Source organism: Streptomyces sp. NC-S4, assembly GCF_054353315.1.
This window is the reverse complement of the sequence record NZ_CM135937.1, coordinates 3,608,290-3,634,225: the sequence shown is the minus strand read 5'-3', so window position 1 is coordinate 3,634,225 and position 25,936 is coordinate 3,608,290. Positions and strand designations below refer to the sequence as shown.

Annotated in this window: 18 protein-coding genes; 9 read left to right on the top strand and 9 right to left on the bottom strand. The window is 73.3% G+C overall.

Going from position 1 to position 25,936, the window contains the following annotated elements; genetic code table 11:
- Positions 1-42: 42 nt before the first annotated feature.
- Together ACXNSR_RS15905 and ACXNSR_RS15900 are read right to left on the bottom strand one after the other, a co-directional pair.
- On the bottom strand, positions 43-1,128 hold the full coding sequence (locus tag ACXNSR_RS15905) for an alpha/beta fold hydrolase (protein ID WP_458642667.1): 1,086 nt from the start codon (positions 1,126-1,128) through the stop codon (positions 43-45).
- Positions 1,129-1,169: 41 nt separating this feature from the next.
- Positions 1,170-2,081 carry an alpha/beta fold hydrolase gene (locus tag ACXNSR_RS15900; RefSeq protein ID WP_458642666.1) on the bottom strand — a complete coding sequence of 304 codons (912 nt, stop codon included), beginning with the start codon at positions 2,079-2,081 and terminating at the stop codon, positions 1,170-1,172.
- Between the two features lie 81 nt (positions 2,082-2,162).
- Here ACXNSR_RS15900 and ACXNSR_RS15895 point away from each other — a divergent pair, with 81 nt between their 5' ends.
- A complete protein-coding gene (locus ACXNSR_RS15895; protein ID WP_458642665.1) occupies positions 2,163-2,726 on the top strand; it encodes a CGNR zinc finger domain-containing protein in 564 nt (187 codons plus the stop codon).
- A 161-nt stretch (positions 2,727-2,887) separates the two neighbouring features.
- Here ACXNSR_RS15895 and ACXNSR_RS15890 read toward each other — a convergent pair whose 3' ends face one another.
- The 3 genes from ACXNSR_RS15890 to ACXNSR_RS15880 form a co-directional block, all read right to left on the bottom strand.
- Positions 2,888-3,469 carry a hypothetical protein gene (locus tag ACXNSR_RS15890; protein ID WP_458642664.1) on the bottom strand — a complete coding sequence of 194 codons (582 nt, stop codon included), beginning with the start codon at positions 3,467-3,469 and terminating at the stop codon, positions 2,888-2,890.
- A gap of 3 nt (positions 3,470-3,472) precedes the next feature.
- On the bottom strand, positions 3,473-4,342 hold the full coding sequence (locus ACXNSR_RS15885; RefSeq protein WP_458642663.1) for a hypothetical protein: 870 nt from the start codon (positions 4,340-4,342) through the stop codon (positions 3,473-3,475).
- Between the two features lie 81 nt (positions 4,343-4,423).
- Entirely contained in the window at positions 4,424-6,049 is a 1,626-nt protein-coding gene (locus ACXNSR_RS15880) for an MFS transporter (RefSeq protein ID WP_458642662.1), read from the bottom strand.
- A 354-nt stretch (positions 6,050-6,403) separates the two neighbouring features.
- On the opposite strand from ACXNSR_RS15880, the gene ACXNSR_RS15875 reads away from it, so the two are divergent.
- Together ACXNSR_RS15875 and ACXNSR_RS15870 are read left to right on the top strand one after the other, a co-directional pair.
- Positions 6,404-7,180 carry an ABC transporter ATP-binding protein gene (locus tag ACXNSR_RS15875; protein ID WP_458642661.1) on the top strand — a complete coding sequence of 259 codons (777 nt, stop codon included), beginning with the start codon at positions 6,404-6,406 and terminating at the stop codon, positions 7,178-7,180.
- On the top strand, positions 7,177-9,762 hold the full coding sequence (locus ACXNSR_RS15870) for an ABC transporter permease (RefSeq protein WP_458642660.1): 2,586 nt from the start codon (positions 7,177-7,179) through the stop codon (positions 9,760-9,762). Before ACXNSR_RS15875 ends, ACXNSR_RS15870 begins: the two co-directional genes overlap by 4 nt.
- Positions 9,763-9,843: 81 nt before the next feature.
- Here the strand turns inward: ACXNSR_RS15870 and ACXNSR_RS15865 are convergent, their stop codons facing one another.
- Positions 9,844-11,250, bottom strand: coding sequence for a DUF2079 domain-containing protein (locus ACXNSR_RS15865; protein ID WP_458642659.1), 1,407 nt, complete (start codon positions 11,248-11,250; stop codon positions 9,844-9,846).
- Between the two features lie 250 nt (positions 11,251-11,500).
- On the opposite strand from ACXNSR_RS15865, the gene mfd reads away from it, so the two are divergent.
- Positions 11,501-15,034, top strand: a complete 3,534-nt coding sequence (gene mfd, locus ACXNSR_RS15860; protein ID WP_458642658.1) for a transcription-repair coupling factor — start codon at positions 11,501-11,503, stop codon at positions 15,032-15,034.
- Between the two features lie 96 nt (positions 15,035-15,130).
- Here mfd and ACXNSR_RS15855 read toward each other — a convergent pair whose 3' ends face one another.
- On the bottom strand, positions 15,131-15,844 hold the full coding sequence (locus ACXNSR_RS15855; protein WP_458642657.1) for a hypothetical protein: 714 nt from the start codon (positions 15,842-15,844) through the stop codon (positions 15,131-15,133).
- Positions 15,845-16,056: 212 nt separating this feature from the next.
- Between ACXNSR_RS15855 and ACXNSR_RS15850 the strand changes: the two genes are divergently transcribed.
- The 3 genes from ACXNSR_RS15850 (at position 16,057) to ACXNSR_RS15840 (ending at position 20,351) form a co-directional block, all read left to right on the top strand.
- The gene (locus tag ACXNSR_RS15850; RefSeq protein ID WP_458642656.1) at positions 16,057-18,087 is read left to right on the top strand and encodes an N-6 DNA methylase; all 2,031 of its coding nucleotides are present in this window, start codon (positions 16,057-16,059) and stop codon (positions 18,085-18,087) included.
- Positions 18,088-18,255: 168 nt separating this feature from the next.
- On the top strand, positions 18,256-18,846 hold the full coding sequence (locus ACXNSR_RS15845) for a hypothetical protein (RefSeq protein WP_458642655.1): 591 nt from the start codon (positions 18,256-18,258) through the stop codon (positions 18,844-18,846).
- On the top strand, positions 18,843-20,351 hold the full coding sequence (locus tag ACXNSR_RS15840; protein ID WP_458642654.1) for a protein kinase domain-containing protein: 1,509 nt from the start codon (positions 18,843-18,845) through the stop codon (positions 20,349-20,351). Before ACXNSR_RS15845 ends, ACXNSR_RS15840 begins: the two co-directional genes overlap by 4 nt.
- On the opposite strand, the gene ACXNSR_RS15835 is transcribed toward ACXNSR_RS15840, so the two are convergent.
- The gene (locus tag ACXNSR_RS15835; protein WP_458642653.1) at positions 20,335-22,698 is read right to left on the bottom strand and encodes a YfhO family protein; all 2,364 of its coding nucleotides are present in this window, start codon (positions 22,696-22,698) and stop codon (positions 20,335-20,337) included. The genes ACXNSR_RS15840 and ACXNSR_RS15835 overlap by 17 nt on opposite strands.
- A 278-nt stretch (positions 22,699-22,976) precedes the next feature.
- Here ACXNSR_RS15835 and ACXNSR_RS15830 point away from each other — a divergent pair, with 278 nt between their 5' ends.
- A complete protein-coding gene (locus ACXNSR_RS15830; protein WP_458642652.1) occupies positions 22,977-23,600 on the top strand; it encodes a SurA N-terminal domain-containing protein in 624 nt (207 codons plus the stop codon).
- A 54-nt stretch (positions 23,601-23,654) separates the two neighbouring features.
- On the top strand, positions 23,655-24,716 hold the full coding sequence (locus ACXNSR_RS15825; protein ID WP_458642651.1) for a nucleoside triphosphate pyrophosphohydrolase: 1,062 nt from the start codon (positions 23,655-23,657) through the stop codon (positions 24,714-24,716).
- A 34-nt stretch (positions 24,717-24,750) separates the two neighbouring features.
- Here the strand turns inward: ACXNSR_RS15825 and ACXNSR_RS15820 are convergent, their stop codons facing one another.
- The gene (locus ACXNSR_RS15820; RefSeq protein WP_458642650.1) at positions 24,751-25,929 is read right to left on the bottom strand and encodes a globin domain-containing protein; all 1,179 of its coding nucleotides are present in this window, start codon (positions 25,927-25,929) and stop codon (positions 24,751-24,753) included.
- Positions 25,930-25,936: the final 7 nt, after the last annotated feature.

Here is a 25,936-nt window from a genome sequence, read left to right as displayed (position 1 = left end):
TTGTTGGGCGTCGCGGGCCCGGCAAGATCCGAAAGAGTCGGCTCAGGCCGTTCCTCGGTGGCCGGTGGTGGTGACCGCCGGACGGACGTGGGTCAGGAGGAGGTCCAGGAAGCGGTCCGGGTGCCGGAGCGCGGCGAAGTGGGAGGCGCCCTCGATCAGTTCGAAGGCCTTCACCGGTGCCTCGACGGCGTCGAAGTACGCCTTGGCGCGTGCCGCCGGGGTGATCACGTCGAGCGCGCCCTGGAAGATGAAGAACGGCATCTCGAAGCGGGTCCCGTCGGCCAGGTCGTCGAACTCCGACGCTCCTTCGGTGACGGACTCCGAGAAGCGCTGACCGTCGAAGTAGGCCTTGATCCGGCCGAGGGTGTAGAGCGGTGACAGCCACAGTGATCCGATGATCACCTTCTTGACCGTGTCCAGGGTCAGGGGGTCGCTGCCGGCGCACAGTTTGTCGTACGAGGACCGCTGTGCCGGGGTCCAGTGCCGGGGGTCGGGCCCCATCGCCTCGATCGCCGCCACGTCCTTGGTCCGGCCCGCGGCCCGCAGCCGCTCCAGGGTGCCCTCGTAGGCGGAGGTGTCCCGGCCCGCCTCCTGGATGTTCTGGTCGGTGCCGACGTACGCGGAGTAGAGCTCGGGGTGGTTGCGGGCCAGGCGGAGGCCGAAGGTGGTGCCGTAGGAGTTCGGCATCAGCACCACCCGGTCCGCGCGCATCCGGTCCAGGACGTACCGGGTGACCTCCAGGGCGTCCTGGTAGAGCCGGGCGAAGGTGACGGGTCCGCCCTGGTCGGCGGGGGCGTGGGCGAAGGTCAGGCCGGCGCCGCGCATGTCCCAGCGGACGAGGGTGAAGTGCTTCTCCCACGCGCGGGTGCGGGCTCCGTAGGGGGAGTTGGCGGCCCCGGGGCCGCCGTGGAGTTCCAGGAGGACGGGGTTGGTGCGGTCCTCGCCGCGGATCGAGATCCACTGGTCGATTCCGCCGATGCGGACGAAGCCCTGCTCGTCGATGCCGGTCGGCGCGTCGATGCGCATGAGCGCGGCGTTCGCCGAGCGCCGCACGGCGCGGTGGCCGAGCAGTCCGGCGACGGGTGTGACGAGTGCGGCGGTGGTGGCGGCGAGGATGACACCGAGCATTACTGTTTCCCCCAGACACTGTTTTGCTGACGAGGGGAAGACTATGCGATGCCGGCGCTCCGCGAACCCTGTTTCCGTCGAGGGAGTTCGGTGAGGAACTCCTCGATCAGCGGGGCGATCTGCGGGAGGTGGGTCTCCAGGGCGAAGTGGCCCGCCCCTTCGAAGACGTGGATCCGGGCCTCCGGGGCGTCGCGGAGGTAGGCCTTCGCGCCCGCCGGGGTGAAGAAGGGGTCGCCCGCGCCCCATACGACCAGCACCGGGATCCGGGCTTCGCGCAGCCAGGCCTGCCAGGCGGGGTAGTGGGCGAAGTTGGAGGCGTAGTCGAAGGCGAGGTCGGCCTGGGCGTCGGTGCGGCCCGGCAGGCCGAGGTGGTGCAGGTCGAGGGTCCAGCCGTCGGGGGAGAGGAGGTCGGTGTCGGCGACGCCGGTCTCGTACTGGAAGCGGGTGCCCTCCGGGGTGAAGAGCCCCCGGACGCGCTCCTCGTTGCCGGGGACCTCGCGCCGGAGTCCGGCGAACTCGCGCGCCGCGTCGGAGAGGCCCTCCTCGTAGGCGTTGCCGTTCTGGACGATCAGTCCGGTCACCCGCTCCGGCCGGCGCGTGGCGAGCCGCAGTCCGACCGGGGCGCCGAAGTCGAAGACGTACAGGGCGAAGCGGTCCAGCCCGAGGGCGTCGGTGAAGCCTTCCGTGATGTCGGCGAGCCGGTCGAAGGTGTACGTGAACCCGGCCGGGGCCTCGGTGCGGCCGAAGCCGGGGTAGTCGGGGGCGATCAGGCGGTACGGGGTGTCGCCGAGGGCGTCCATCAGGCGGGCGAACTGGTGCGAGGCGGTGGGGAAGCCGTGCAGGAGCAGCAGGACGGGGCCGTCGGTGGGGCCGCTCTCGCGGTAGGCGACGCGGACCCCGGCCACGTCGACGCTGCGGTGCCGGATGGTGGGAATGGTGCGACGAACGGTCATCACATGCCTCCTGCGTCCTTGTTTCCATTAGCCTTGCCCGTGATCTCTAATGGGTCAAGTGATTGCAGTAGCATTAGTCGCGTGACAGTGACCTTTCCGCTCACCGGTGAGCCCCTCGCGCTGGACCTCCTCAACACCGAGGCCGCGGTGGGTGATCTCGTCGCCGACCCGGCGGGGCTCACGGCCTGGCTGGCCGCGCAGGCCGGACGGCTGACCCCCGTCGACGTCGTGGGGGTCGCCGAGGTGGCCGCCGTACGGGCCGTACGGGAGGCCGCGCGTCCGGCGCTCGACGCCGTGCGGCGCGGCGCACGGCCCCCGGCGGCGGCGCTCGCCGCGCTGAACGGGGCCCTGGCCGCGGCGCCCGCGCACCGCGTGCTGGCCTGGACCGCGGCGGGCGCGGTCACCGCCGGTGCGCACCGGCCGGCCGACCCGGCCCGGCGGCTCGCGGCGGAGCTGGCCGATGCGGTCGCGGAGCTGCTGACGGACCCCAGGGTGGCGCAGGTGCGCGAGTGCGAGGCGCACGACTGCGTCCTGCTCTTCCTGCCGGCGCACCCCCGGCGCCGCTGGTGCGTGGCGTCGGTCTGCGGCAACCGGGCCCGGGTGGCCCGCTACTACGCCCGCCACAAGGGCGAGACCCCCGCCTAGGTCGTCTCTTTCGGATCTTGTCGGCCGAGCCCGCGGCGTCCGGTGCCGTGGATGGCAAGGCGGAGGGACGCACCGCGTACTGGACGTACTCGGGCGCCCCGACAACGCGGCCAGGCGCGGTGCCGGACGCCGCGGGCCCGGCAAGATCCGGAAGAGACGGCCTAGGACAGGACGGCTCCGAAGATCTCCTGGAGCGGGGACCTGAGCAGCTGTGCCGCGCCCGAGACGGCGATGAAGCACAGGAGGGCCAGCTCACCCCGGTCCATCCGTCCGGGCTCCCAGGAGCCGGCGCGGGTGCGTGCGAGCACCTCGGCCCCGCCGTCGCCGTTCTCCCGGACGAGACGCAGGTGGAAGGGGCGCGCCGTGATCGACAGGGTGTGCCCGTCGTCGAGGGCGAAGCGGATGCCCCGGCGGCCGGGCAGCAGTGATCTGCCCGCGGCCCGCGCCGTGAAGGGCACGCCGTCGAGGTGGCCGTGGACGCCGCTGCGCAGCCGCTTGCGCATGCCCTGCCACGGCATCGCGGCGTCCTCGATCTCCAGGACGGTTTCCCCGCCGAGGAGGAACTGCCGGCGTTCCCATGCCTCGGCCTCGGCGTCGGGGCTTCGCCGCGGGCCGCGGTCACGCCACAGCGCGTAGGTGCCGTGGGCCGTGGGGAACACGGCGTGCCGCTCGCGGGTGTGCACGGGCCGGAGCCACGCCTTCAGGGGTGAGCGCCAGGTCGGCTCGACGAGGGACCAGGTCACGGGTCAGCCCGCCGGCTGCTGCTGGGCGGGGACGGCCGGCTTCGCGGGGGACTCGTAGCGGTACGGGTCGCTGCGCAGGCCGCGCGCCGTGACGACCACCGTGAACGGGGGTGTTCCCGGGGCCGGGAGGGTGGCGGTCAGGGCGCCCGTCAGGGGGTCGACCCGGGCCGGGAGGGGGGTGTCGTCGACGGTGAGGAGGGGCGGCGGGCCCGCCGGGTCCGGGGTGAAGCCGCCGCCCTCGACCGTCAGGCGGCCGTCCTCCAGCGCGACGTGCGTGATCACCGGGTTGGCGCGGACGGCCATCTTGTTGACCAGGTACGCGCCCGCCGGGGCGCCCGTCAGGGCCCACATCTCGGCGGGCAGGCGCGGCAGTCCGCCGCCCACGTCCGCGAGGAAGAACAGCACCACGTACAGCATGGTGACCGCGCTGAGGGCGACGTACTGGAGGTCGACGAGGTCGGTGCGCCCGCTGTCGTTCGCGATCAGCTCCCGCAGCGGCCGCCGGCCCGACACCGTCGGCCGCGCGGCGGGCTTGGCCATGCTGCCGTGTTCCACGCGCAGGCCGACGACCGCCTTCGCGGCGATCAGCGCCACGTACGGGCCGCCGAGCAGCGGCAGGTACACCGTCGTCAGGGTGGACAGCGGGCCGTCGGCGCCCCGGAAGTACGCGATGCCGCCGCCCGCGGTGAGCCCGTAGCCGAGGATCGCCAGTAGTAGCCAGACCAGGATCACCGTCCAGGCGAGGGCGAGCGCCGTCGAGGTGGAGAGGCGGCCGTCGCGGCCGGTGACGAAGCCCGGACTGCGGCCGAGCCGCAGGCAGATCGGGCCGGCCAGCGCGGCCAGTAACGCGAGTGCGCAGAGTGCGGATGCCATGTCGTCGTCCCCCCGGAAACGGTCCTGGCACGAGGGTCACTCAATGGCCCGGCCATGACAAGGCGACGCTCCGCGCACGGGCTACTCCTCCTGCTCCTCGCGCAGTTCCGGCAGGACGGGGAACCGGCGCGGCGCCACCAGCAGCAGGACCAGCAGCGCCGCCACGGCGGCCGCCGTCGCGCCGAGGAAGATGTGCTCCACGGCGGCGGCCACGGCCTCGCGCAGGTAGCCGGCGGCAGCGGCGGGCAGCAGCTCCGGCCGCTCCAGCGCCTTCGCCACGTCGTCCAGGTGCTCCGGGAGGCCGGGTACGGGGGCATCCGCCAGGCGCGCGGCGATCGTGGCGTTCGCGACGGCTGCGAGCAGGGCGGCGCCCACGCTCTGGCCGACCTGCCGGCAGAACAGCACCGAGGCCGTCGTCGTCCCGCGTTCGGCCCAGCCCACGGTGGACTGGACCCCGACGATCAGCGGGAGCTGGAAGAGGCCGAGGGCGCCGCCCAGCAGCAGCATGACCAGTGCGGGCTGCCAGGGCCGGGCGGGGTGGGGCAGCAGCGTGAAGGAGAAGAGGATCACGGCGGCGAGCGCGATCCCGACGGCCGCGGTGTTGCGGAAGCCGATCCGCCGGTAGACGTGCTGGCTGCAGGCTGCGGTGACCGGCCAGCTCAGGGTCATCACCGACATGACCAGGCCGGCGCCGACGGGGCCGAGGCCCAGTACGGACTGCGCGTAGGTCGGCATGAACACCATGGGGGCGACCATCAGCAGGCCGAGTGCCCCCATGGCCAGGTTGACGGCGGCGATGGTGCGCCGGCGCCACACCCAGCCGGGCAGGATCGGCTCCGGAGCCCGGCGTTCCACCCGGACCACGACGGCGGCCAGCAGCGCGCTCGCGCCCAGCAGGCCGAGCGAGGGCGCGGACAGCCAGGGCCAGGCGACCCCGCCCTGGACCAGGGCGAAGAGCAGCAGTCCGCCGCAGGCGAAGACGGCGAGTGCCCCCGCCCAGTCGACCGGCCCCCGGCGCCCGGGCGACCGTACGGGCTCGGTCAGGTGACGGGCGATCATCCACAGGGCGAGCCCGGCCAGCGGAAGGTTGATCAGGAAGATCCACCGCCAGTGCGCGTACGAGGCGAGCAGCCCGCCGAGCGCCGGGCCGGCCACGGCCGAGGTGGCCCAGACGCCGGACATCCGGGCCTGGATCCGAGGCCGGTCCCGGAGCGGGTACAGATCGGCGGCCAGGGTCTGGATCGTGCCCTGGAGGGCGCCTCCGCCCAGGCCCTGGACGATGCGGAAGGCAATGAGGGCGGCCATGTTCCAGGCGGCCGCGCACAGCAGCGAACCGACGAGGAAGAGGCCGATGCCGAAGAGCAGGACGGGCTTGCGGCCGAAGGTGTCGGACAGCTTCCCGTAGACGGGCAGGGTGACGGTCACCGCGAGCAGATAGCCCGAGAAGAGCCAGGAGAAGACCGAGAATCCGCCGAGGTCGCCCACGATCTGCGGGACGGCGGTGGCCACGACGGTGCTGTCCAGGGCGACGAGGGCCATGCCGAGCATCAGCGAGGCGACGACCGGGGCCGACGGCCCCTCGGCCGGCCCGGCCGAGGGTGCGGCGCCGGGCCGGTTCCCGGCCGGAACCCCGGCCCCGGGGGTATCGGCCGCGGGCCCGGAGGGTATGCCGTCGGGGCCCGCGCCCGTGCTCTCCGCCGCTGCCACCGAGATTCCTTCCCCCTGCACGTAACCGCGGGGAACACCATCTCACCGCCGCGTGCGGGGCGGTATCCCCCAGAGTCCGTACGCCGAACGGTGCAGATCCCCTAGGGGGCCCTCCGCACAACGGGCCAGGGGCCGTTCCTCCCGGCGGAGGAGGTGGGCCGCCCGGAACTCTCCTTGACTGGAACCTACGCACCACGGGCCGGGGGGTGGGGTTAACCCCCGGGCGGATACGGCGATGGGCACCAGCGCGCCGCACCTCCGTCCGGCCGAGACTTCATGACGGCGACGAGCGCACAGTCGCACACCGACGCAGACGCACGCATTCGAAGAGGGAGAAAGACCGTGACAACGGCTATGACCGAAACCAGGCACGGGGGTACTGGAGGGCATGCAGCCGTCGCGGCCCGGGCACGAAAGGTCGTCAAGGCCTACGGCTCCGGGGAGACGCGAGTCGTCGCCCTCGACGACGTGGACGTGGACATCATGAGCGGCCAGTTCACCGCGATCATGGGTCCCTCCGGCTCCGGCAAGTCCACGCTGATGCACTGCCTCGCCGGTCTCGACACGGTGAGCAGCGGCCGGATCCACCTGGACGACACCGAGATCACCGGCCTGAAGGACAAGAAGCTCACGCAGCTGCGCCGCGACCGGATCGGCTTCATCTTCCAGGCCTTCAACCTGCTGCCCACGCTCAACGCCCTGGAGAACATCACGCTCCCCATGGACATCGCGGGCCGCAAGCCCGACGCGGAGTGGCTGAACCGGGTCGTGGAGACGGTGGGCCTCGCAGGCCGCCTCAAGCACCGCCCGACCGAGCTCTCCGGCGGCCAGCAGCAGCGCGTGGCGGTCGCCCGCGCCCTCGCCGCCCGCCCGCAGATCATCTTCGGCGACGAGCCGACCGGAAACCTGGACTCCCGGGCGGGCGCCGAGGTCCTCGGCTTCCTGCGCCGCTCGGTGGACGAGCTCGGCCAGACAATCGTCATGGTCACGCACGACCCGGTGGCCGCCTCCTACGCGGACCGCGTGATCTTCCTGGCCGACGGCAGGATCGTCGACGAGATGTACGGTCCCACCGCCGACCAGGTCCTGGACCGCATGAAGGACTTCGACGCGCGCGGGCGGACCTCATGAGCAACACCGTCCTGAAGACCTCGCGGCGCAACTTCGTCGCCCACAAGGGACGGATGGCGCTCTCCGCCGTCGCGGTCATGCTCTCCGTCGCCTTCGTCTGCGGCACCCTGGTGTTCACCGACACCATGAACACCACCTTCGACAAGCTGTTCGCCGTCACCAGCTCCGATGTGACCGTCAGCCCGAAGGAGGCCGAGGCGGGGGAGGAGACCCCGCAGCGCGGCCGCCCCGAGACCCTGGCCGGCTCGGTCGTCGAGCAGGTGCGCAAGGCCGAGGGCGTCAAGGGCGCCGAGGGCGGCGTCGTGTCCATGGCGGTCACGGTCGTCAACGCCAAGAACGAGAACATGGGCTCGACCACCGGCGCCCCCACCATCGCGGGCAACTGGAACGACAACGAGCTCAAGTCCATGAAGATCACCTCGGGCAACGCTCCGCGCGGCCCGACCGAGGTGATGGTCGACGCCGACACCGCCGAGAAGCACCACCTGAAGCTCGGTGACGAACTGCGCACCATCACCATCACCGGTGACATCCGCGCGAGGATCAGCGGTATCGCCACCTTCACCGTGACCAACCCGGGCGCGGCGATCGTCTACTTCGACACCGCCACCTCGCAGCAGTCGCTGCTCGGCTCCCCCGGCTCCTTCACGCACGTCAACGTCACCGCCGAGGACGGGGTGAGCGACGAGCAGCTCAAGAAGAACATCGCCGCCGCCGTCGGCGCGGACACCTACAAGCTGCAGACCGCCAAGGAAGCCGCGGACGCCAACCGCAAGGACGTCGGCTCCTTCCTCAACGTCATGAAGTACGTGATGCTCGGCTTCGCCGGTATCGCCTTCCTCGTCGGCATCTTCCTGATCTTCAACACCTTCTCGATGCTGGTGGCCCAGCGCACCCGCGAGATCGGCCTGATGCGCGCCATCGGCGCGGACAGCGGGCAGATCCTGAAGTCCGTGGTCCTGGAGGCGTTCCTCCTCGGGATCGTCGGCTCGGTCCTGGGGATCGGCGCCGGCGTGGGCCTGGCCGTCGGGCTGATGGAGCTCATGGGCTCCATGGGCATGCACCTGTCCACCGACGACCTGACGATCGCCTGGACCACCCCGGTCATCGGCCTCTACCTCGGCATCAAGGTCACCGTCGTCTCCGCCTTCATCCCGGCCCGCCGGGCCGGCAAGGTCTCCCCGATGGCCGCGCTGCGCGAGTCCGGCACCCCGGGCGACAAGAAGGCCGGCGTGGTCCGCGCCGTCCTCGGCCTGGTCCTCACCGGCATCGGCGGCGCGGGGCTCTACCTCGCCACCGCCGCCGAGAAGGCCGGACCCGGCTCGCTCTGGCTGGGCCTGGGCGTCGTCTTCAGCCTCATCGGCTTCATCGTGATCGGCCCGCTGCTCGCCGCGGGCGTGGTGCGGGTGCTGTCCGGCGTGGTGCTGCGGCCCTTCGGGTCCGTGGGCCGGCTCGCCGAGCGCAACGCCCTGCGCAACCCGCGCCGCACCGGTGCCACCGCCGCCGCGCTGATGATCGGCCTCGCGCTGGTCGCCTGCCTGTCGGTGGTCGGCTCCTCGATGGTGGCCTCCGCGACCGAGGAGCTCGACAAGTCGGTCGGCGCGGACTACATCGTCAACTCCGAGACCGGCCAGCCCGTACTGCCGCAGGCCGAGCAGGCCCTGCGCGCCACCGGGGGCCTCGACCACGTCACCGCCTACCGCGAGGTGCCGGCCAAGGTCACCGCCCCCGACGGCACCTTCGAGGAGGTGGGCCTCGGCGCCACCGACCCGACGTACGCCAAGGACATCCGGCGCAAGATGGTCGCCGGCGAGCACGCCGCGGCGTACGGGGCGAACGCGATGTCGGTCGGCTCCGAGTACGCCACGAAGCACGGGGTCAAGGTCGGCGACGCGCTGACGGTCGCCTTCACCGGCGGCAGCACGGTCAAGCTGAAGGTCGCCGCGATCACCAGCGACGAGGGCAACCTCGACAAGACCATGAAGTACATCAGCACCGAGACGGCCCGCGCGAACGTCCCGGCCGACAAGCTGCCGCTCCCCTTCATGCTGCTGGCCAGCGCGCAGGACGGGAAGTCGGACGCCACCGTGTACGAGTCGGTCAAGAAGGCGATGGCCGAGTACCCGCAGTACAAGGTGCGCAACCAGACCGACTACAAGCAGGCGCTGAAGGACCAGGTCGGCCAGCTGCTGAACATGGTCTACGGGCTCCTCGGCCTCGCGATCATCGTCGCGGTCCTGGGCGTCGTGAACACCCTGGCCCTCTCGGTGGTCGAGCGGACCCGCGAGATCGGCCTGATGCGCGCCATCGGCCTCTCCCGCCGCCAGCTGCGCCGCATGATCCGCCTGGAGTCGGTGGTCATCGCCCTCTTCGGCGCCGTGCTCGGCCTCGGGCTCGGCATGGGCTGGGGGATCGGCGCCCAGCAGCTGCTGGCGCTCCAGGGCCTGAAGGTGCTGGAGATCCCGTGGCCGACGATCCTCGGGGTGTTCGCCGCCTCGGCCTTCGTGGGCCTGTTCGCCGCACTGGTCCCGGCCTTCCGGGCAGGGCGGATGAACGTACTGAACGCGATCGCGAGCGAGTAACCGGCTCGCGTTCGTTCGGGGGAATGCCGGTCCGGGACCTCGGGGTCCCGGACCGGCGTCGTTCCCGGGGGCGGCCCCCGGTCACTGCCGCTGCATCAGGACGATGCCGCCGGCCTCGCCCACCAGGGCGTACCGCTCGCCGGGGTGGAGCTGGGAGGCGTAACCGGTCGGGTCCTCGCCGGCCCACTTCGAGGAGTTGTCGATGGTGATCCAGTCGGGGACCACGCCCTTGCTGCCGCCGATCCACAGCACGCGGCAGCGCGAGGTCAGCCGGGTCAGCGGGGTGGTGTCCGCCTCCACGGTCGCCCCGTCGGGAATCCGGTCCAGGAGCCGCTCGATCGCGGTGACGCGCTCGGGCTTCTCGTACGTACGGGCCTCCACGAGCTTGGCCGTCGGCATGGCGGTCGCGCTCAGGGCGAGGGCGGCGGCCAGCACCGCGGCCGGCAGCTGCTGGGCGTACGAGCGCAGCCGGGGCCGCTCGCTCCACCGGACGGCGTCGATGGCGTCGACCAGGGCGAGGGCCACGACGGGCATGAGGACGGCGCTGTAGTGCCAGTCGGTGGACCAGTAGTGGTCGTCCCCCGACAGGAACCGCCAGCCGAGGGTGGGCGCGGCCACCAGGAGCAGCGGCGAGCGCAGCGCGAGCAGCCCGGAGGTGGGGACCAGGACCCAGGCCAGGGTGGTGAGCTTGGTGCCGACGCCACCGAGCGGACCGGCCCCGTCGATCTTGTCCCAGTATCCGTATCCCGCGGTGGCGAAGGCCGGTATGACGACGGTGAACACCAGGACGGCGAAGACGCAGGCCGCGGCGGCGACGCCGAGCGCGGTCACGGCGATCCGCCGGTTGCTGTCGCGGGCCCGCCAGGCCACCACCACGGCCAGCGCGGCGAGGGTGAAGCCGAGGTCCTCCTTGACGAGGACCAGCGGCAGCCCCCACAGGAGGGCGGCCCGCCAGCGCCGGGCGAGCACCGCCTCCAGGGCGAAGGCGAGCAGGGGCACGGCGAAGGCGATCTCGTGGAAGTCGAACTCCACGGCCCGCTGGATGCCCCAGGACAGCCCGTACGCGATGCCGACGGCGACCCCGCGGGCCCGGCCGAGGAACCGTACGGCCGCCCGGGTGACGGGCACGGCGGACAGCGCGAACAGCGCCGACTGCACGACCAGCAGGGTGAGGGGACCGGGGAAGACCCGGTAGACGGGGGCGACGAGCGCGATGATCGGGCTGAAGTGGTCCCCGAGGATGTTGGCCCCCGGCCCCTTCAGGTCGGCGACGGGCTCCTGGAGGTGCGCGTACGCGCGGATCGCCTGCTCGAAGATCCCCAGGTCCCAGGAGGCCCAGTCCATCCGCCGGAACCGGCCGACGGACAGGATGAGGTAGACGGCGAACAGCCCGGCGGCCACCAGCCAGGGCGGTGCCCAGGCGTACCGGTCCGGCTTCGCGGATGCCGGTACCACCGGCGCCGGGCGGGCTATCGCATCGCTCGTCACGGACTCGTGCTCCTCCGGGGGCAGTGTCTCCCCGGCGGAAGACGACACGGCGAGCTCGGACAGTCAGAACAAGAACATCGTAAAGCGGCGCGAGGGGCGTCGTCGTAGGGTGGAACCCCCGGCCCGTGCGACGTGTCGGGCCCTTCGCGTTGCCCCCGCACCCCGCACCACCGCAACGCACCCCGCACCCCGCACCACCGCACCGCAGACCTTCGCCCTTCAGACCTTCACCGGACGGAAAGCCTCTTTCATGAGCCTGCACGGACTGCTCGACGCCGTCACCCGTGATGCCGCCCTCGCCGAGGCGGTCACCGCGGCCGGGGACGGCAAGCGCATGCACGTGGACCTGGTCGGCCCCGCGGCCGCGCGGCCCTTCGCCATCGCCGCGCTGGCCCGGCAGACCGGGCGGACCGTGCTGGCGGTCACCGCCACCGGGCGCGAGGCCGAGGACCTGGCCGCCGCGCTGCGCTCGCTGCTGCCCCCCGACGAGGTGGTGGACTACCCGTCCTGGGAGACGCTCCCGCACGAGCGGCTCAGCCCGCGCAGCGACACCATGGGCCGCCGCCTCGCCGTCCTGCGCCGCCTGGTGCACCCGAGCAAGGACGACCCGGCGGCGGGCCCGGTGAGCGTGCTCGTCGCGCCCATCCGGTCCGTGCTCCAGCCGCAGGTCAAGGGGCTCGGCGACCTGGTCCCGGTCAGCCTGCGCCAGGGCGGCGGCGCCGACCTCGGCGAGATCACCGAGGCGCTGGCCGCCGCCGCGTACGCGCGGGTCGAGCTCGTCGAGAAGCGCGGGGAGTTCGCCGTGCGCGGCGGCATCCTGGACGTGTTCCCGCCCACCGAGGAACACCCGCTGCGCATCGAGTTCTGGGGCGACGAGGTCGAGGAGATCCGCTACTTCAAGGTCGCCGACCAGCGCTCCCTGGAGATCGCCGAGCACGGGCTGTGGGCCCCGCCCTGCCGTGAACTGCTGCTGACCGACGCGGTACGGGAGCGGGCCGCGGCCCTCGCCGAGGCCCACCCCGAACTCGGCGAGCTGCTGCACAAGATCGCCGAGGGGATCGCCGTGGAGGGCATGGAGTCCCTCGCTCCGGTCCTCGTCGACGAGATGGAACTGCTGATCGACGTGCTGCCCGCCGGGTCGATGGCCGTGGTCTGCGACCCGGAGCGGGTCCGGACCCGGGCCGCCGATCTGGTGGCGACGAGCCAGGAGTTCCTGATGGCCTCCTGGGCGGCCACCGCGGGCGGCGGCGAGGCCCCCATCGACGTCGGCGCGGCCTCGCTCCGCGGGATCGCCGATGTCCGCGACCGGGCCCGCGAGCTGGACATGATGTGGTGGTCGGTGTCCCCCTTCGCCGCCGACGCGGGCGCGGGCGGCAGCGACACCCTCAAGCTCGGCATGCACGCCCCGGAGGCCTACCGCGGCGACACCGCCCGGGCGCTGGCCGACACCAAGGGCTGGATCGCCGACGGCTGGCACACCGTCTACCTCACCGAGGGCCACGGCCCGGCGGCCCGTACCGTCGAGGTGCTCGGCGGCGAGGGCATCGCGGCCCGGCTGGAGCCGGAACTGCGCGTCCTGGAGCCGAGCCTGGTCCACGTCGCCTGCGGCTCGCTCGACAACGGCTTCGTCGACCCGGTGCTGCGCCTGGCCGTCCTCACCGAGACCGACCTGACCGGCCAGCGCACCGCCACCAAGGACCTCGGCCGGATGCCGACCCGGCGCCGCAAGACCATCGACCCGCTGACCCTGGAGGCCGGCGACTACATCGTCCACGAGCAGCACGGCGTGGGCCGCTACGTCGAGATGGTCCAGCGCACGGTGCAGGGCGCCACCCGCGAGTACCTGTTGGTGGAGTACGCGCCGGCCAAGCGCGGGCAGCCCGGCGACCGCCTCTACATCCCCACCGACCAGCTGGAGCAGGTCACCAAGTACGTCGGCGGCGAGGCCCCGACCCTGCACCGGCTCGGCGGCGCCGACTGGACCAAGACGAAGGCGCGCGCCAAGAAGGCGGTCAAGGAGATCGCCGCCGACCTCATCAAGCTCTACAGCGCGCGCATGGCGGCCCCGGGCCACACCTTCGGGCCGGACACCCCCTGGCAGCGCGAGCTGGAGGACGCCTTCCCCTACGCGGAGACGCCCGACCAGCTCACCACCATCGCCGAGGTCAAGGAGGACATGGAGAAGTCGGTCCCGATGGACCGGCTGATCTGCGGCGACGTCGGCTACGGCAAGACCGAGATCGCCGTGAGAGCCGCGTTCAAGGCGGTCCAGGACGGCAAGCAGGTCGCCGTCCTCGTCCCGACGACCCTGCTCGTGCAGCAGCACTTCGGCACCTTCTCCGAGCGCTACAGCCAGTTCCCCGTCAAGGTGAAGGCGCTCTCGCGCTTCCAGAGCGAGAGCGAGTCCAAGGCCACCCTGGAAGGTCTCCACGAGGGCTCGGTGGACGTGGTCATCGGCACGCACCGGCTGTTCTCGCAGGAGACGAGGTTCAAGGACCTCGGTCTGGTCATCGTCGACGAGGAGCAGCGCTTCGGCGTGGAGCACAAGGAGCAGCTGAAGAAGCTCCGCGCCAACGTGGACGTGCTCACCATGTCCGCGACCCCGATCCCGCGCACCCTGGAGATGGCGGTGACCGGCATCCGCGAGATGTCGACGATCACCACCCCGCCGGAGGAGCGCCACCCGGTCCTGACCTTCGTCGGCCCGTACGAGGAGAAGCAGATCGGCGCGGCCATCCGCCGCGAACTGCTGCGCGAGGGCCAGTGCTTCTACATCCACAACCGGGTCGAGTCCATCGACCGGGCAGCCGCCAAGCTGCGCGAGATCGTGCCCGAGGCGCGGATCGCGACGGCCCACGGCCAGATGACGGAACAGGCCCTGGAGCAGGTCGTCGTCGACTTCTGGGAGAAGAAGTTCGATGTGCTCGTGTCGACCACGATCGTCGAGTCGGGCATCGACATCTCCAACGCCAACACCCTGATCGTGGAACGCGGCGACAACTTCGGCCTGAGCCAGCTGCACCAGCTGCGCGGCCGCGTCGGGCGCGGCCGCGAGCGCGGGTACGCGTACTTCCTCTACCCGCCGGAGAAGCCGCTGACCGAGACCGCGCACGAGCGGCTCGCGACGATCGCCCAGCACACCGAGATGGGTGCGGGCATGTACGTGGCGATGAAGGACCTGGAGATCCGCGGCGCGGGCAACCTGCTCGGCGGCGAGCAGTCCGGTCACATCGCGGGCGTCGGCTTCGACCTCTACATCCGCATGGTCGGCGAGGCCGTGGCCGACTACCGGGCCGCGGTCGAGGGCGAGGTGGAGGAGGAGCCGCCGCTGGAGGTCAAGATCGAGCTGCCGGTCGACGCGCACGTCCCGCACGACTACGCGCCGGGCGAGCGGCTGCGCCTGCAGGCGTACCGGTCCATCGCCTCGGCCACCTCCGAGGCGGACATCAAGGCCGTACGGGAGGAGCTGACCGACCGCTACGGCAAGCTGCCGGAGCCGGTGGAGAACCTGCTGCTGGTGGCCGGGCTGCGGATGCTGGCCCGGGCCTGCGGGGTCGGGGACATCACGCTCCAGGGCAACAACGTCCGGTTCGGTCCGGTGGAACTGCGCGAGTCGCAGGAGCTGCGGCTCAAGCGGCTCTATCCGGGAACGGTGCTCAAGCCCGCCACCTCGCAGGTGCTGGTCCCGCGCCCGAAGGCGGGCAGGATCGGCGGGAAGCCGGTGGTCGGGCGGGAACTGCTGGCCTGGACGGGGGAGTTCCTCACCACCATCCTCGGCTCGTAGGGGCCGTGGCGGCCGCGCCGGGCGCGGTGACGACGGGAACGGCCGTGGCCGGGGACCTCACAGGTTCCCGGCCACGGCCGTTCGCGCGTGCGCCGCTCAGCCCAGCTTGTCCGCGTCCACGACCTTCTCGCCGGCCGGGAGCTCGGTCTTCACCGGCTCGTCGAAGCCGGAGAAGGAGATCTCGGCCGGCTCCTTGCCGGTGATGCCCGCCTTGAGCAGGTACGGCGTGCCTTCGGTGGCGACCTGCAGCGTCTCGGTGCCCTCGTCGGTCTTCGTGGTCAGGGTGAGGGCCTTCTGGCCGGCGACCGAGGTGACCTTGCCCTTCTCCGCGCCCTTGCTGTCGTCGAACTCCTTGAGCAGCTCGTCCAGGTCGCACAGGGAGGCGAGGTCCTTGGCGTCGGCGTCCGAGGCCTTCGACTTCAGCCAGTGGCCCGCCAGCTGCTTGACCGCCTCGTCCGCCTCCGGCTTGGGCAGGTCCTTCATCTGCGAGCGGTAGAAGGGCTCGTCCGCCTTGATGAACACGGACTCGGCGTTGCGGATCAGCTCGAAGGATCCCTCCGGCCCGGCGATCGTGCCCCGGCAGTCGCCGCTCTTGCTGACGGCCATGTCCAGCTGTACCGGCTTGCCCTCGTCCCGGACCGTGCCGCTGACGGTGAGCGAGGCGGCGCCGCGCAGGGTGTCCACGGACTTGTCCGCCACCTCGGAGCCGGAGAGGTCCGCGAACGGGCCGGAGGCGAAGCATCCGGTGAGTCCGAGGGCGGCGGCGCAGGCGAGGGCGGCCGTGGCGGTGAAGCGGTGAGCGGTGCGCATGGGGACTCTCCGGGACAGCTGAAAGTGGGTAAAAAGAGACTAAAGGAGAAGCGGAAGATCATATTCCGCCCATTTCGGATCGCGGCGATCCGGCGGGTGTAGACGTGTCGATCACAGCAGATTCTTGTGAACCGGGTCAACATGATTCGCGAGTACTTCTGAGTTCACGCTGTGAATCGGTCTCTCGGGTGTGAGCGGGTATGCTCCCCGGCATGTCCGAGGAGAACGCCGCAGCAGAGGTCACCGCGGCCGAGGTCGCCCGCCTGGCCGGAGTCGGCCGCGCGGCCGTGAGCAACTGGCGGCGCCGCCACGCCGACTTCCCCAAGCCCGTCGGCGGCACCGAGACCAGCCCCTCCTTCTCCCTGGACGAGGTGGAGCGCTGGCTGCGTGCCCAGGGAAAGCTCGCCGAGGTCCCGCTGCGCGAACGCGTCTGGCAGCAGATCGCCGCCCACCCCGGCGGCGCCGTCGCCGCACTCGTCAATGCGGGCGGCGCCCTGCTCGTCGTACGGGACCGGCCCGCCGACTGGCTGGAGCTGACCGCCGTCTCCGACGCGCGCATGGCCACCCTGCTGCGGCCCGTCCTGGACCAGGTGCTCGCCGCGCGCCTCGGCCCCGGCCACGCGCTCGCCGAGATCCCGCCGGGCCCGGCCGCCATGCCGCTGCTGCGGGCCGCCGCCGAACTCGCCGCCGAACTCGGGGCCCGCCAGGCCTTCGAGTTCCTCCTCGGGCGCCACCTCGACGCCAACCCCCGCCAGTACACGCTCACCCCGGACGGCCTCGCCGGGCTCATGGCCGCCCTCGCCGGTCCCTCGGCCCGTACCGTCCTCGACCCCGCCTGCGGCACCGGCACCCTGCTGCGGGCCGTCCCCGGCGCCACCGCCCTGTACGCGCAGGACTCCGCGCCCGAACTCGCCGCCCTCGCCGCCCTGCGCCTCGCCCTGAACGGAACGCCCCGGGTCCGGGCGGCCGCCGCCGACAGCCTGCGGGCCGACGCCTTCGCCCAGGACACCGTCGACGCCGTGCTCTGCCACCCGCCGTTCAACGAACGCGGCTGGGGCCACGAGGAACTGGCCTACGACCCGCGCTGGGAGTACGGCTTCCCCGCCCGCACCGAATCCGAACTCGCCTGGGTCCAGCACTCCCTGGCCCACCTGCGCGAGGGCGGCACCGCCGTCCTGCTCATGCCGCCCGCCGTGGCCGCCCGCCGCTCCGGCCGCCGCATCCGGGCCGACCTGCTGCGCCGCGGCGCCCTGCGGGCCGTCGTCGCGCTCCCGGCCGGCGCCGCGCCCCCGTACGGGATCCCGCTGCACCTGTGGGTGCTGCGCCGGCCCGCCCCGCAGGCGGCGCCCCCGGCCGGGCTGCTGCTCGTCGACACCGCGGCGCTCGCCGCCGACACCCCGCTGCGCTCCGCCTGGTCCGCCGTGCACGGCGCGGTGGCGGACGCCTGGAGCACGTACGACCGCACCGGCTCCCTCGCCGACGAGCCGGGCGCCGTCCGCGTCGTCCCCGTCATCGAGCTGCTGGACGACGACGTGGACCTCACCCCCGCCCGCCACCTGCCCCCGCCGGCCGCCGGGGGCGGTCCGGCCGAACTGACCGCCGTGCGCGAGCGGCTCGGCGAGACCCTCGGACGGGCCGCCCGGCTCACCCCGCCGCCCGCCGCGGCGCCCGCCGGGGGACCGGCCCGGCCGCCGATGACCACCGTCGGCGAACTCGCCCGCGCCGGAGCCCTGGAGCTGCACACCGGCACCGGCGGCGGCACCGGCACGGCCCCCGTCCTCACCGAACAGGACATCTACACGGGGAACGGCCCCTCCGGCACCCTCGTGCCCACCGCCGACGAGCCCGTGCTCACCGCGCCCGGCGACGTCCTCGTCCCCCTCGTCGGCGGCGCCGCCATCGCCCGGGTCGTGGGCGAAGCCCTCGCGGGCGCGGTACCGGGCCGCGGCCTGGCCCTGCTGCGCCCCGACCCCGACGCCCTCGACCCGTGGTTCCTGGCCGGATTCCTGCGCGGCACCGCCAACACCCGCCGCGCCAGCAGCCACGCCTCCACCGCCACCCGGCTCGACGTACGCCGGCTCCAGCTGCCCCGGCTGCCCCTGGCGCAACAGCAGGCCTACGGGCACCGCTTCCGTGCGCTCGCCGAGTTCGAGGACGCGCTGCGCCTGGCGGGGCGGCTCGGCGAACAACTCGTACAGGGATTCCACGACGGCCTCTCCGACGGCACGGTCACGCCGGAGTGAACGGCCGTGCAGCGAGCGTGCAACGGTTGCGCGCATCCCCTCACCCCTGGCCGGGAACGCTGTATACCCTCAGACCCGAAACTTCTTCCGCACGGCCCGTCAGGAGCAGCGATGCACGGCCCCGGCCTTCCGCCGCAGCACGGCCCCCAGTCCGATCCGGGGGGTGTGATGGCATTGCGCGTGGTGTTCGTGCTGCTGCCCATCCTCAGCTGCGGCTTTCTCGCCTGGGGGTCGCTGCTGCGGCTCGCCCTGGTCACGCGCAAGTCCCGGGACTGGGCGCTGATGGTGACCAGTGGCGTGCTCGCCGTCGTGTGGATGGCGCTCATCCAGGCCGACCCCACGCCCGAGGTCAACGGCTGGCAGGGCAACCTGGGAGCCGGCGGCTCGATCTTCACCGGCTTCGCGATCTGCGTGTACTTCCTCGTCGCCGACATCAAGCACCACGAGGCCCGGCGGTCGGCCCCGACCGCGCAGTGGTACCCGGCGCAGTCCGCTCCGTACGTCCACCCGCAGCAGTCCGGGCCCGCCTACGGGTACCCGCCCGCCACGGCCACCACCCGGCCCTCCACCCCGACGCCCACCCCCGCGCCGGCGCCGGCCCCTCCGCAGGTGCCGCCGCAGCCGACGCCGCCCCCGCGCATCGGGCAGGTCCGCGCCGAACTCGACGAGCTCAGTGAGCTGCTGCGCAAGCAGACCCCGCCGACCGGGGGCCCCCGCCACGATCCCCACCAGACCCCGTACCAGGACCCGCAGCAGTGACCGACCGGCTCATCGGCGACCGCTACCAGCTCGCGACCGTCCTCGGCCAGGGCGGCATGGGCCAGGTCTGGACCGCGTACGACCGGCGCCTCGACCGCCGCGTCGCCGTCAAACTGCTGCGCCCCGACAAGGTCGCGGGCCCCGGCACGGTCGCCGAGGAGCTGCGCCGCCGGTTCGTGCGCGAGTGCCGGGTCACCGCACAGGTCGACCACCCCGGCCTGGTCACCGTGCACGACGCGGGCAGCGACGGCGACGAACTCTTCCTCGTCATGGGCTACGTGGAGGGCGCCGACCTCGCCGACCACCTCGCCGAGCACGACCCCTACCCCTGGCAGTGGGCGGTCGCCGTCGTCGCGCAGCTGTGCTCGGTCCTGTCCGCCGTGCACGCGGTGCCGATCGTGCACCGGGACCTGAAGCCGCGCAACGTGATGGTCCGCCCGGACGGCACCGTGCTCGTCCTGGACCTCGGCGTGGCCTCGGTGATGGACACCGACACCACCCGCCTCACCAGCACCGGCTCGCCCATCGGCAGCCCCGCGTACATGGCGCCCGAGCAGGCCATGGGCGGCGCCGTGGGCCCGTACACCGACCTGTACGCCCTCGGCGTGCTGCTGTACGAACTCCTCACCGGCAACGTCCCCTTCGCCGGGTCCACCGCCCTCGGCGTCCTGCACCGCCACCTGTACGAGCCCCCGCTCCCGGTCCGCCAGATACGCCCGGAGGTCCCGCCGGAGCTGGAGAAGCTCCTGCTCCACCTCCTCGCCAAGGACCCGCAGGACCGGCCGTCCTCCGCCCAGGAGGTCTACGAGGCCCTGGCCCCGCTGCTGCCCGCCCGCGGCAGCCGCACCCCGTCCGGCCCCCTCGACCCGACCCGGCCCTTCCTGCGCCCGCAGGCACCCTGGCCGGACCGGGCCACCGTCGTCCCCCCGCGGCCGAGCACCCCGCCCGCGCCGCCCAAGGCCGACGTCCCCGGCGCCGTGGACGAGGCCCGCAAGGCCCTGGACGAGGGGCGCCTCACCCAGGCCGTGGACATCCTCGGCGGCATCCTTCCGGCGGCGGCCGCCGAGCACGGTGAGCACTCCCCGGTGGTGCGCTCCCTGCGCAAGCAGTACGCCGCCACGCTGATGGACGACGGCCAGTACCGGCGAGCCCTGCCGGAACTGCGCCGCCTCGCCGACGAGTTCCCGGCCGGGGACCCCCAGTCGCTGCGCTTCCGCTACGACTCGGCCCAGTGCCTGGAGCAACTGGGCGAGCCGGCCGCCGCCCTGGCGGAGTACCGCTCGCTGCTCCCGTTCTTCGAGAACCACTACGCCAACCCGGACCCGGGTCTGCCGCTGGAGGTCCGCCGCCGGATAGCCCACCTGCTGCTCTCCCTCGGCGACCGCCAGGCGGCCCACGACACGCTGGCCCGGCTGCTGTTCGACGCGGAGCGGCTGCACGGCCCGGCCCATCCCTTCCCGGCCGAGATCCGCCGCACCCTGCACTGGCTCAGCCAGGTCCGCTGACCGGGCGGGCGCGGCGGCCCCGCAGGGCCGCGAACAGCAGGATTCCCAGCGCGCCCGACGCGGCCGCCAGCCCCGGCACCAGACCCGGCGGGCGGAACTCGCAGCTCACCCGGGTGGTGCCGGGGGAGAGCGGGGCCGCCACCAGGCCCAGGTGGTCGGCGGCCGGGCGGCCGTTGCAGGTCCAGCCGGCGATCGCGGGAACCGAGAGCACCGCCGTGCCGGTCGCGCCCGGCGGGAGCGTGGCGTCGACCCCGGAGGAGCCGACCCGCACCGAGGTCGCCGCGGTGGCCCGCAGGCCGGCCACAGCGGCGTCGAGCCGAGCCCGGTCCAGGCAGGACAGGGCCCACCGCGGGGGCGGGGCCGCGTCGAAGACCAGGGCCGAGGACTCCCCGCGGGAGGCGCCCATCGGCTGGAGGGCGGCCCGGTTGCGGGGGGCGTTGCCGTTCAGCCGGAAGGCGGGGCCGTCCGCGAGGCGGGCCGTGGCGTTGTACTCGGGGGCCCACAGGTAGGCCTCCGTGCCCGCGCGGCAGATGCCGGGTGCGAGCGGGTCCTCGTACACCCGGGCGCCCAGCAGTGCTTCCTGGTTGGTGAAGGGGGAGTCGTCGGCGTAGGAGAGGGGGGCGCCGGGCGGCCGGACCGTCACCAGCGGGGGCACCTGGGCGCGCCGGACCGTGCCGTCGCCCTGCAGGCGCGCGCCGACCGCGAAGACGGCGTCCGTCACCGGGTTGTCGATGCTCTGGACGTTGCGTCCGCGCGAGGTCCAGCCCGCCCCGAGCGCGACCATCGTGCGGGTGAACACATCCGGGGTGTGGCTGCTGTAGTACGCGCCGCCCTCGCCGCCGAGCAGCAGCGGGTCGTTGCCCGTCAGGGCGGGCCGGCTCGGGTCGGTGCGGTAGGCGGGCCAGCCCTCGGCCGCGGCCAGGGCCTGGGCGCGCGCGGTGTGCGCCGCCCCCCAGGACGGGTAGTCGTCCAGGCCGCCCAGCTTGCCCTTGTGCCCGTAGGCGGTGGTCGCGGCGGCCTGTGCCAGCAGGACCAGCGCGAGCAGTGCGGCCGCGGGCCGCGCGAGACGGCGGTGGCGCAGTGCCCACCAGGCCGCACCCGCGAGTACCAGCCCGCCGGCGAACAGCGCGTAGCCCACCGCCGTCACCAGCGGGCTGCTCCGCGCCCACAGCACGGCGGCCGCCAAGGCGCCCGCACCCGCGGCCAGCGCCGGCGGCCGCGGCAGGCCCGCGGCCAGCCCGGTCCAGGCGGCGATCACGGCGATCCCGGCCAGCACGAAGGTCTGCCGGTACGGGCTTCCGTTCGGGGTGGCGAACAGGTGCCAGGCCAGATGGGTCGGCGCCCACTGGAGGGAGAGCGCCACGGCCACGGTCAGCCCCGCCCACCACAGCCGGGTGCGCGCCGGGACCGCCCGGTGGAAGGGCAGGGCGGCCACCAGCAGCAGGGTCCCGGTGCCCACGAAGACCGCGGGGGAGGAGAAGGAGTACGTCCCCGGCAGCAGCCGGGCGAACAGGTCGGCCCAGCTCACCGGCCGGAACTCCTTGACCCACCCCGGGTAGGCCCGCCCGGAGCTGAGGAAGAGGGGGAGCAGCACGGGCGCCGCCAGCACGATCCCGAGCAGCGTCGTCCCGGCGCCGCGCGCGATCACCGGAAGCCGGGCCCGGGCGCCGTCCCGGGTGAGCACCACCCGTACCAGCAGCACCAGTGCCGCTCCCAGTGTCGCCATGTAGGCGGTGTAGAAGTTCGCCGTCCAGCAGACCGCGACGACCAGCGGCGCGAGCAGGAGCCGGCGTCCGCGCAGGGCCCATTCGCCGGTCAGGCACAAGAGGGGGAAGGCGATCAGCCCGTCCAGCCACATCGGGTTGTACGAGGCCTCTATCACCGACCAGCCGCACAGTGCGTACGAGGCCCCGAGCAGCCCGGCCGCCCACCAGGGCCCGCGGCGCTGCGTGCGCAGCAGCCAGGCCATCGCGGCCGCGGCGGCCGAGGTCTTGAGAACGGTGACGACGTACACGGCGAGGTCGATGTCCGCGCGCGGGAAGAGGCCGACGAGGACGGCGAACGGGCTGGTCAGATAGGTGCCCAGGTCCGGCAGGAAGCTCATGCCGTATCCGGAGCGCCAGTTGAACAGCAGGCCGCCCTCGGCGCGGCCGTGCAGGAGGTCCCACAGCTGCGCGTGGAAGGGGACGAACTGGTTGCCGAGGTCGTTGATGCTGCGGTGGCGCGGTCCGTAGGGGAACACCCGGGCGGCGGCGTCGCCGGCGCACACGGACACCGCCGTGAGCAGGGCGGCGAGCGCCGAGCCGAGCAGGCTCCGGCGGCGCGGCGAGCGGTGCGTTGTCGACATGGTGGGGCGACCTTGGCAGGGCCGGGTGACCGAAGGATGGCCTCAGGGTTGCCGGTGGCCGATCCGGGCGCCGTGAGCGGGGCGGGGTCCCCAGAACGGGTGACGGGTGGCGCGCCTGACCCGTCGGCGCCCGCCGACTCGCCTATGAACGGTGCGTGTTCGGTCCGCGCGTGAATCGTTGGTCGAACCGGTGGTCCGGATCACCGTGACCTCATACCATCGATCACCGCACGGCCCTTTGTGCACCGACGCACAATCTCCCGGCCCTGGAGGCTCCTTTGCACCGTCGCACAGCGCTCTCCGTCTCCGCCGCCCTGCTCCTCGCGGCGCCCCTGCTGTCCGCCTGCTCGGGCGAGCCGCGACCCGGCACCGCGGCCGTCGTGGGCGGCGAACGGATCACCACCTCCGCGCTCCAGGCCCAGGTCAACGACGTCCGCGCGGCGCAGAACCGTTCCGGGCAGGCCGCCGCCGAGCTCATCGCGAGCACCCCCCACCTGGAGCGGCAGAAGCTCGACTCGCTCCTCCAGAGCCGGATCATCGACAAGATGGCCGACACCGCCGGGCTCACGGCCACCCAGAAGGACATCGAGGACGAACGCAAGGCGTACGTCGACGAGAACGGCGGCAACGAGCAGTTCGAGGCACTGCTCCTGCAGAAGGGGGCCATGGCTCCCGGCCAGGTCGACCGCTTCCTGCGGGACCGGGTGCTCCTCACCGCGCTCACCGCCAAGTACGGGGCCGGGAAGCTGGAGGAGCCCGCCCGCGCCGCCGTCAAGGCACTGCACATCGAGGTGAACCCGCGCTACGGCGCCTGGGACGCCAAGGAGATCAAGCTCGGCACCGGGGAGACGCCCTGGATCACCCAGCGCACGCGGCCCGAGGCGGCGCCGGCCGGAGCCTGAGGCTCCGGGGTCCCCCCGGGCCACGGGCCGGGCCGCCGGAGGTAGGTTCGGAGGGTGACCGACCACTCCGAACCCACCGCCACCCCCGACGCCGACGAGCCCACGGGCCGCATCGTCCTGCTGACCACCAGCCACCGGGTCGCCCCCGGGGTGCTGTCCTGGCCGGCGTGGCAGACCCTGCACGCCGCGGACCGGGTGCTGTGCGCCGACCCCGGCCACCCGCAGCTCCCGTACCTGCGGGAGGCGGGCATCGAGGTCGCGTTCGAGAGCCCGGACGCGCACGCGCTGGTCGAGGCATGCGCGGGCGGCCGTACGGTCGTGGTGCTTCCGGGCGGCGAGGGCGACCAGCGGCTCACCGACGGGCTGGCCCGGCTGGCCGGCTCGGGCCGGGTCGCCATGCCCGACCTGGAACTGCTCCCGGGCTCCTACGACCTGCCGGGCGCGCGCCTGCTCGACCTGGTCCAGGTGATGGACCGGGTCCGGCGCGAGTGCCCGTGGACCTCCCGGCAGACCCACGAGGGCCTGGCCAAGTACGCCATCGAGGAGGCGTACGAGCTGGTCGAGGCCATCGAGGACGGTGATCGGGAGGAGCTGCGCGAGGAGCTCGGCGACGTGCTGCTCCAGGTGGTCTTCCACGCCCGGATCGCCGAGGAGGCGGGCGGCGACGGCGAGGAGGGCGAGGAGGGCGAGGACGGCGAGGACGGCGAGGACGCCGTCGGGGCCTTCTCCATCGACGACGTGGCGGGGGCACTCGTCACCAAGCTCATCCACCGGCACCCGCACGTCTTCGGCGACGCGGAGGCCGAGACCCCGGAGGACGTCAACGCGCACTGGCAGCGCACCAAGGCGGTGGAGAAGCGGCGGGAGTCGGTCACCGACGGGATCCCGGTGGGCCAGCCCGGCCTGGCGCTCGCCGCCAAGCTCGCGGGCCGGGTCCGGGCGGGCGGCGTGGCCGTGGAACTGCCGCGGGGCGAGGGCATCGGGTACGAGCTGCTGGAGCTCGCGGCCCGCGCCGAGGCGGAGGGCATCGACCCCGAGACCGCACTGCGCGCGGCGGCCCGGGCCTACCGGGACGCGATCCGGGCGGCCGAGGGCGTGGCGGAGCCGGGCGCGTAGGGGTCCCCGGGCGGGCAGCGCCCCGGACCCTCCTTCAGTACGTCCGCGGCGCGCGGGCCGCCGGGTCGTGCCAGTGGGGTGCCGGAGGGTCCAGGAACCACTCGCCGAATCCGAGCGGGCGCTCCCCGTACCCGTGGCCCCCGGCCGGCACGGCGTCGTGGAAGAGGCGGCCGGGGCGGGCGCCCAGCTCCTGGAGGAGGTGGGCGGTCTCGGCGATGAACTGCGGCGGACCGCTGAGGTAGACGTCCTGGTCCGGCCACAGGCCCCGGTTGCCCAGCGCGGTCGCCAGCCGGTCGGTGGCCTGGTTGCGGTGGCGCCCGGGGGCGGGCGTGATGTAGGTGACGGCGAGCCAGGCGCAGCTGGCGGCGTACGCGTCGATGAGCGGGCGGTCGTAGAGGTGCGCGCCGTCCCGGGCCACCACGAAGAGCCGTACGTCCTGATCGCAGGGGCGCGCCGCGAGATCCTCCAGCAGGGCCCGGATGGGCGCCCAGCCGGTGCCGGCGGCGATCAGGCTGACCGGGCGGTCCTCGCGGCGGAAGGTCAGCTGCCCGCCGGCGGCGCCGAGCCGCAGTACGTCGCCGGGCCGGGTCTCGCGGACCAGGGCGGTGCTCAGCCGTCCCCGGTCGACCCGGCTGACGTGCAGGTCGACGGTGCCGTCGGGGCGGGGGGCGTTGCCGATGGAGTAGGTGCGCCAGGTCGTGGGGACCCGGTCGCTGCTCACGCTCGTGTACTGGCCGGGGAGATAGGGGAAGGGGGCGTGCGGCCGCAGCGTGAGGACGCCTATGTCCGGTCCGTACTGCAGGTGACGTATGACCTCCGCGTTCCACCAGGGCGGGTCCTCGCTCGCGTCGGCGCCGGCCGTCATCGCGTCGGCCATCACCTGGTAGGCCTCGGCCCAGGCCTTCTCGACCGGCGCCGTCCAGGCCGGGCCGGAGGTCTCCGCGAGTGCGGCGAGCAGGCTGGCGCCGACGGCCGCGTAGTGCTCGGGGCGGACCAGGAACTTGCGGTGGTCACGTCCCAGGTCGCGCAGGTAGGGGCCGAGGGTCTCGTCGTCGAGGTGGGCGATCACATGGGTGAGCGCGGCGAAGAGCCGGTCCCGCTGGCGTTCCATGTCGTGGAGGGAGTCCGGGAAGAGGGCGCGGACTCCGGGGTTGTGCCAGAAGAGGTGGGTGTAGAAGAACCTGACGGCGTGCTCGGCGCGTCTCTCCACCACCGCGAAA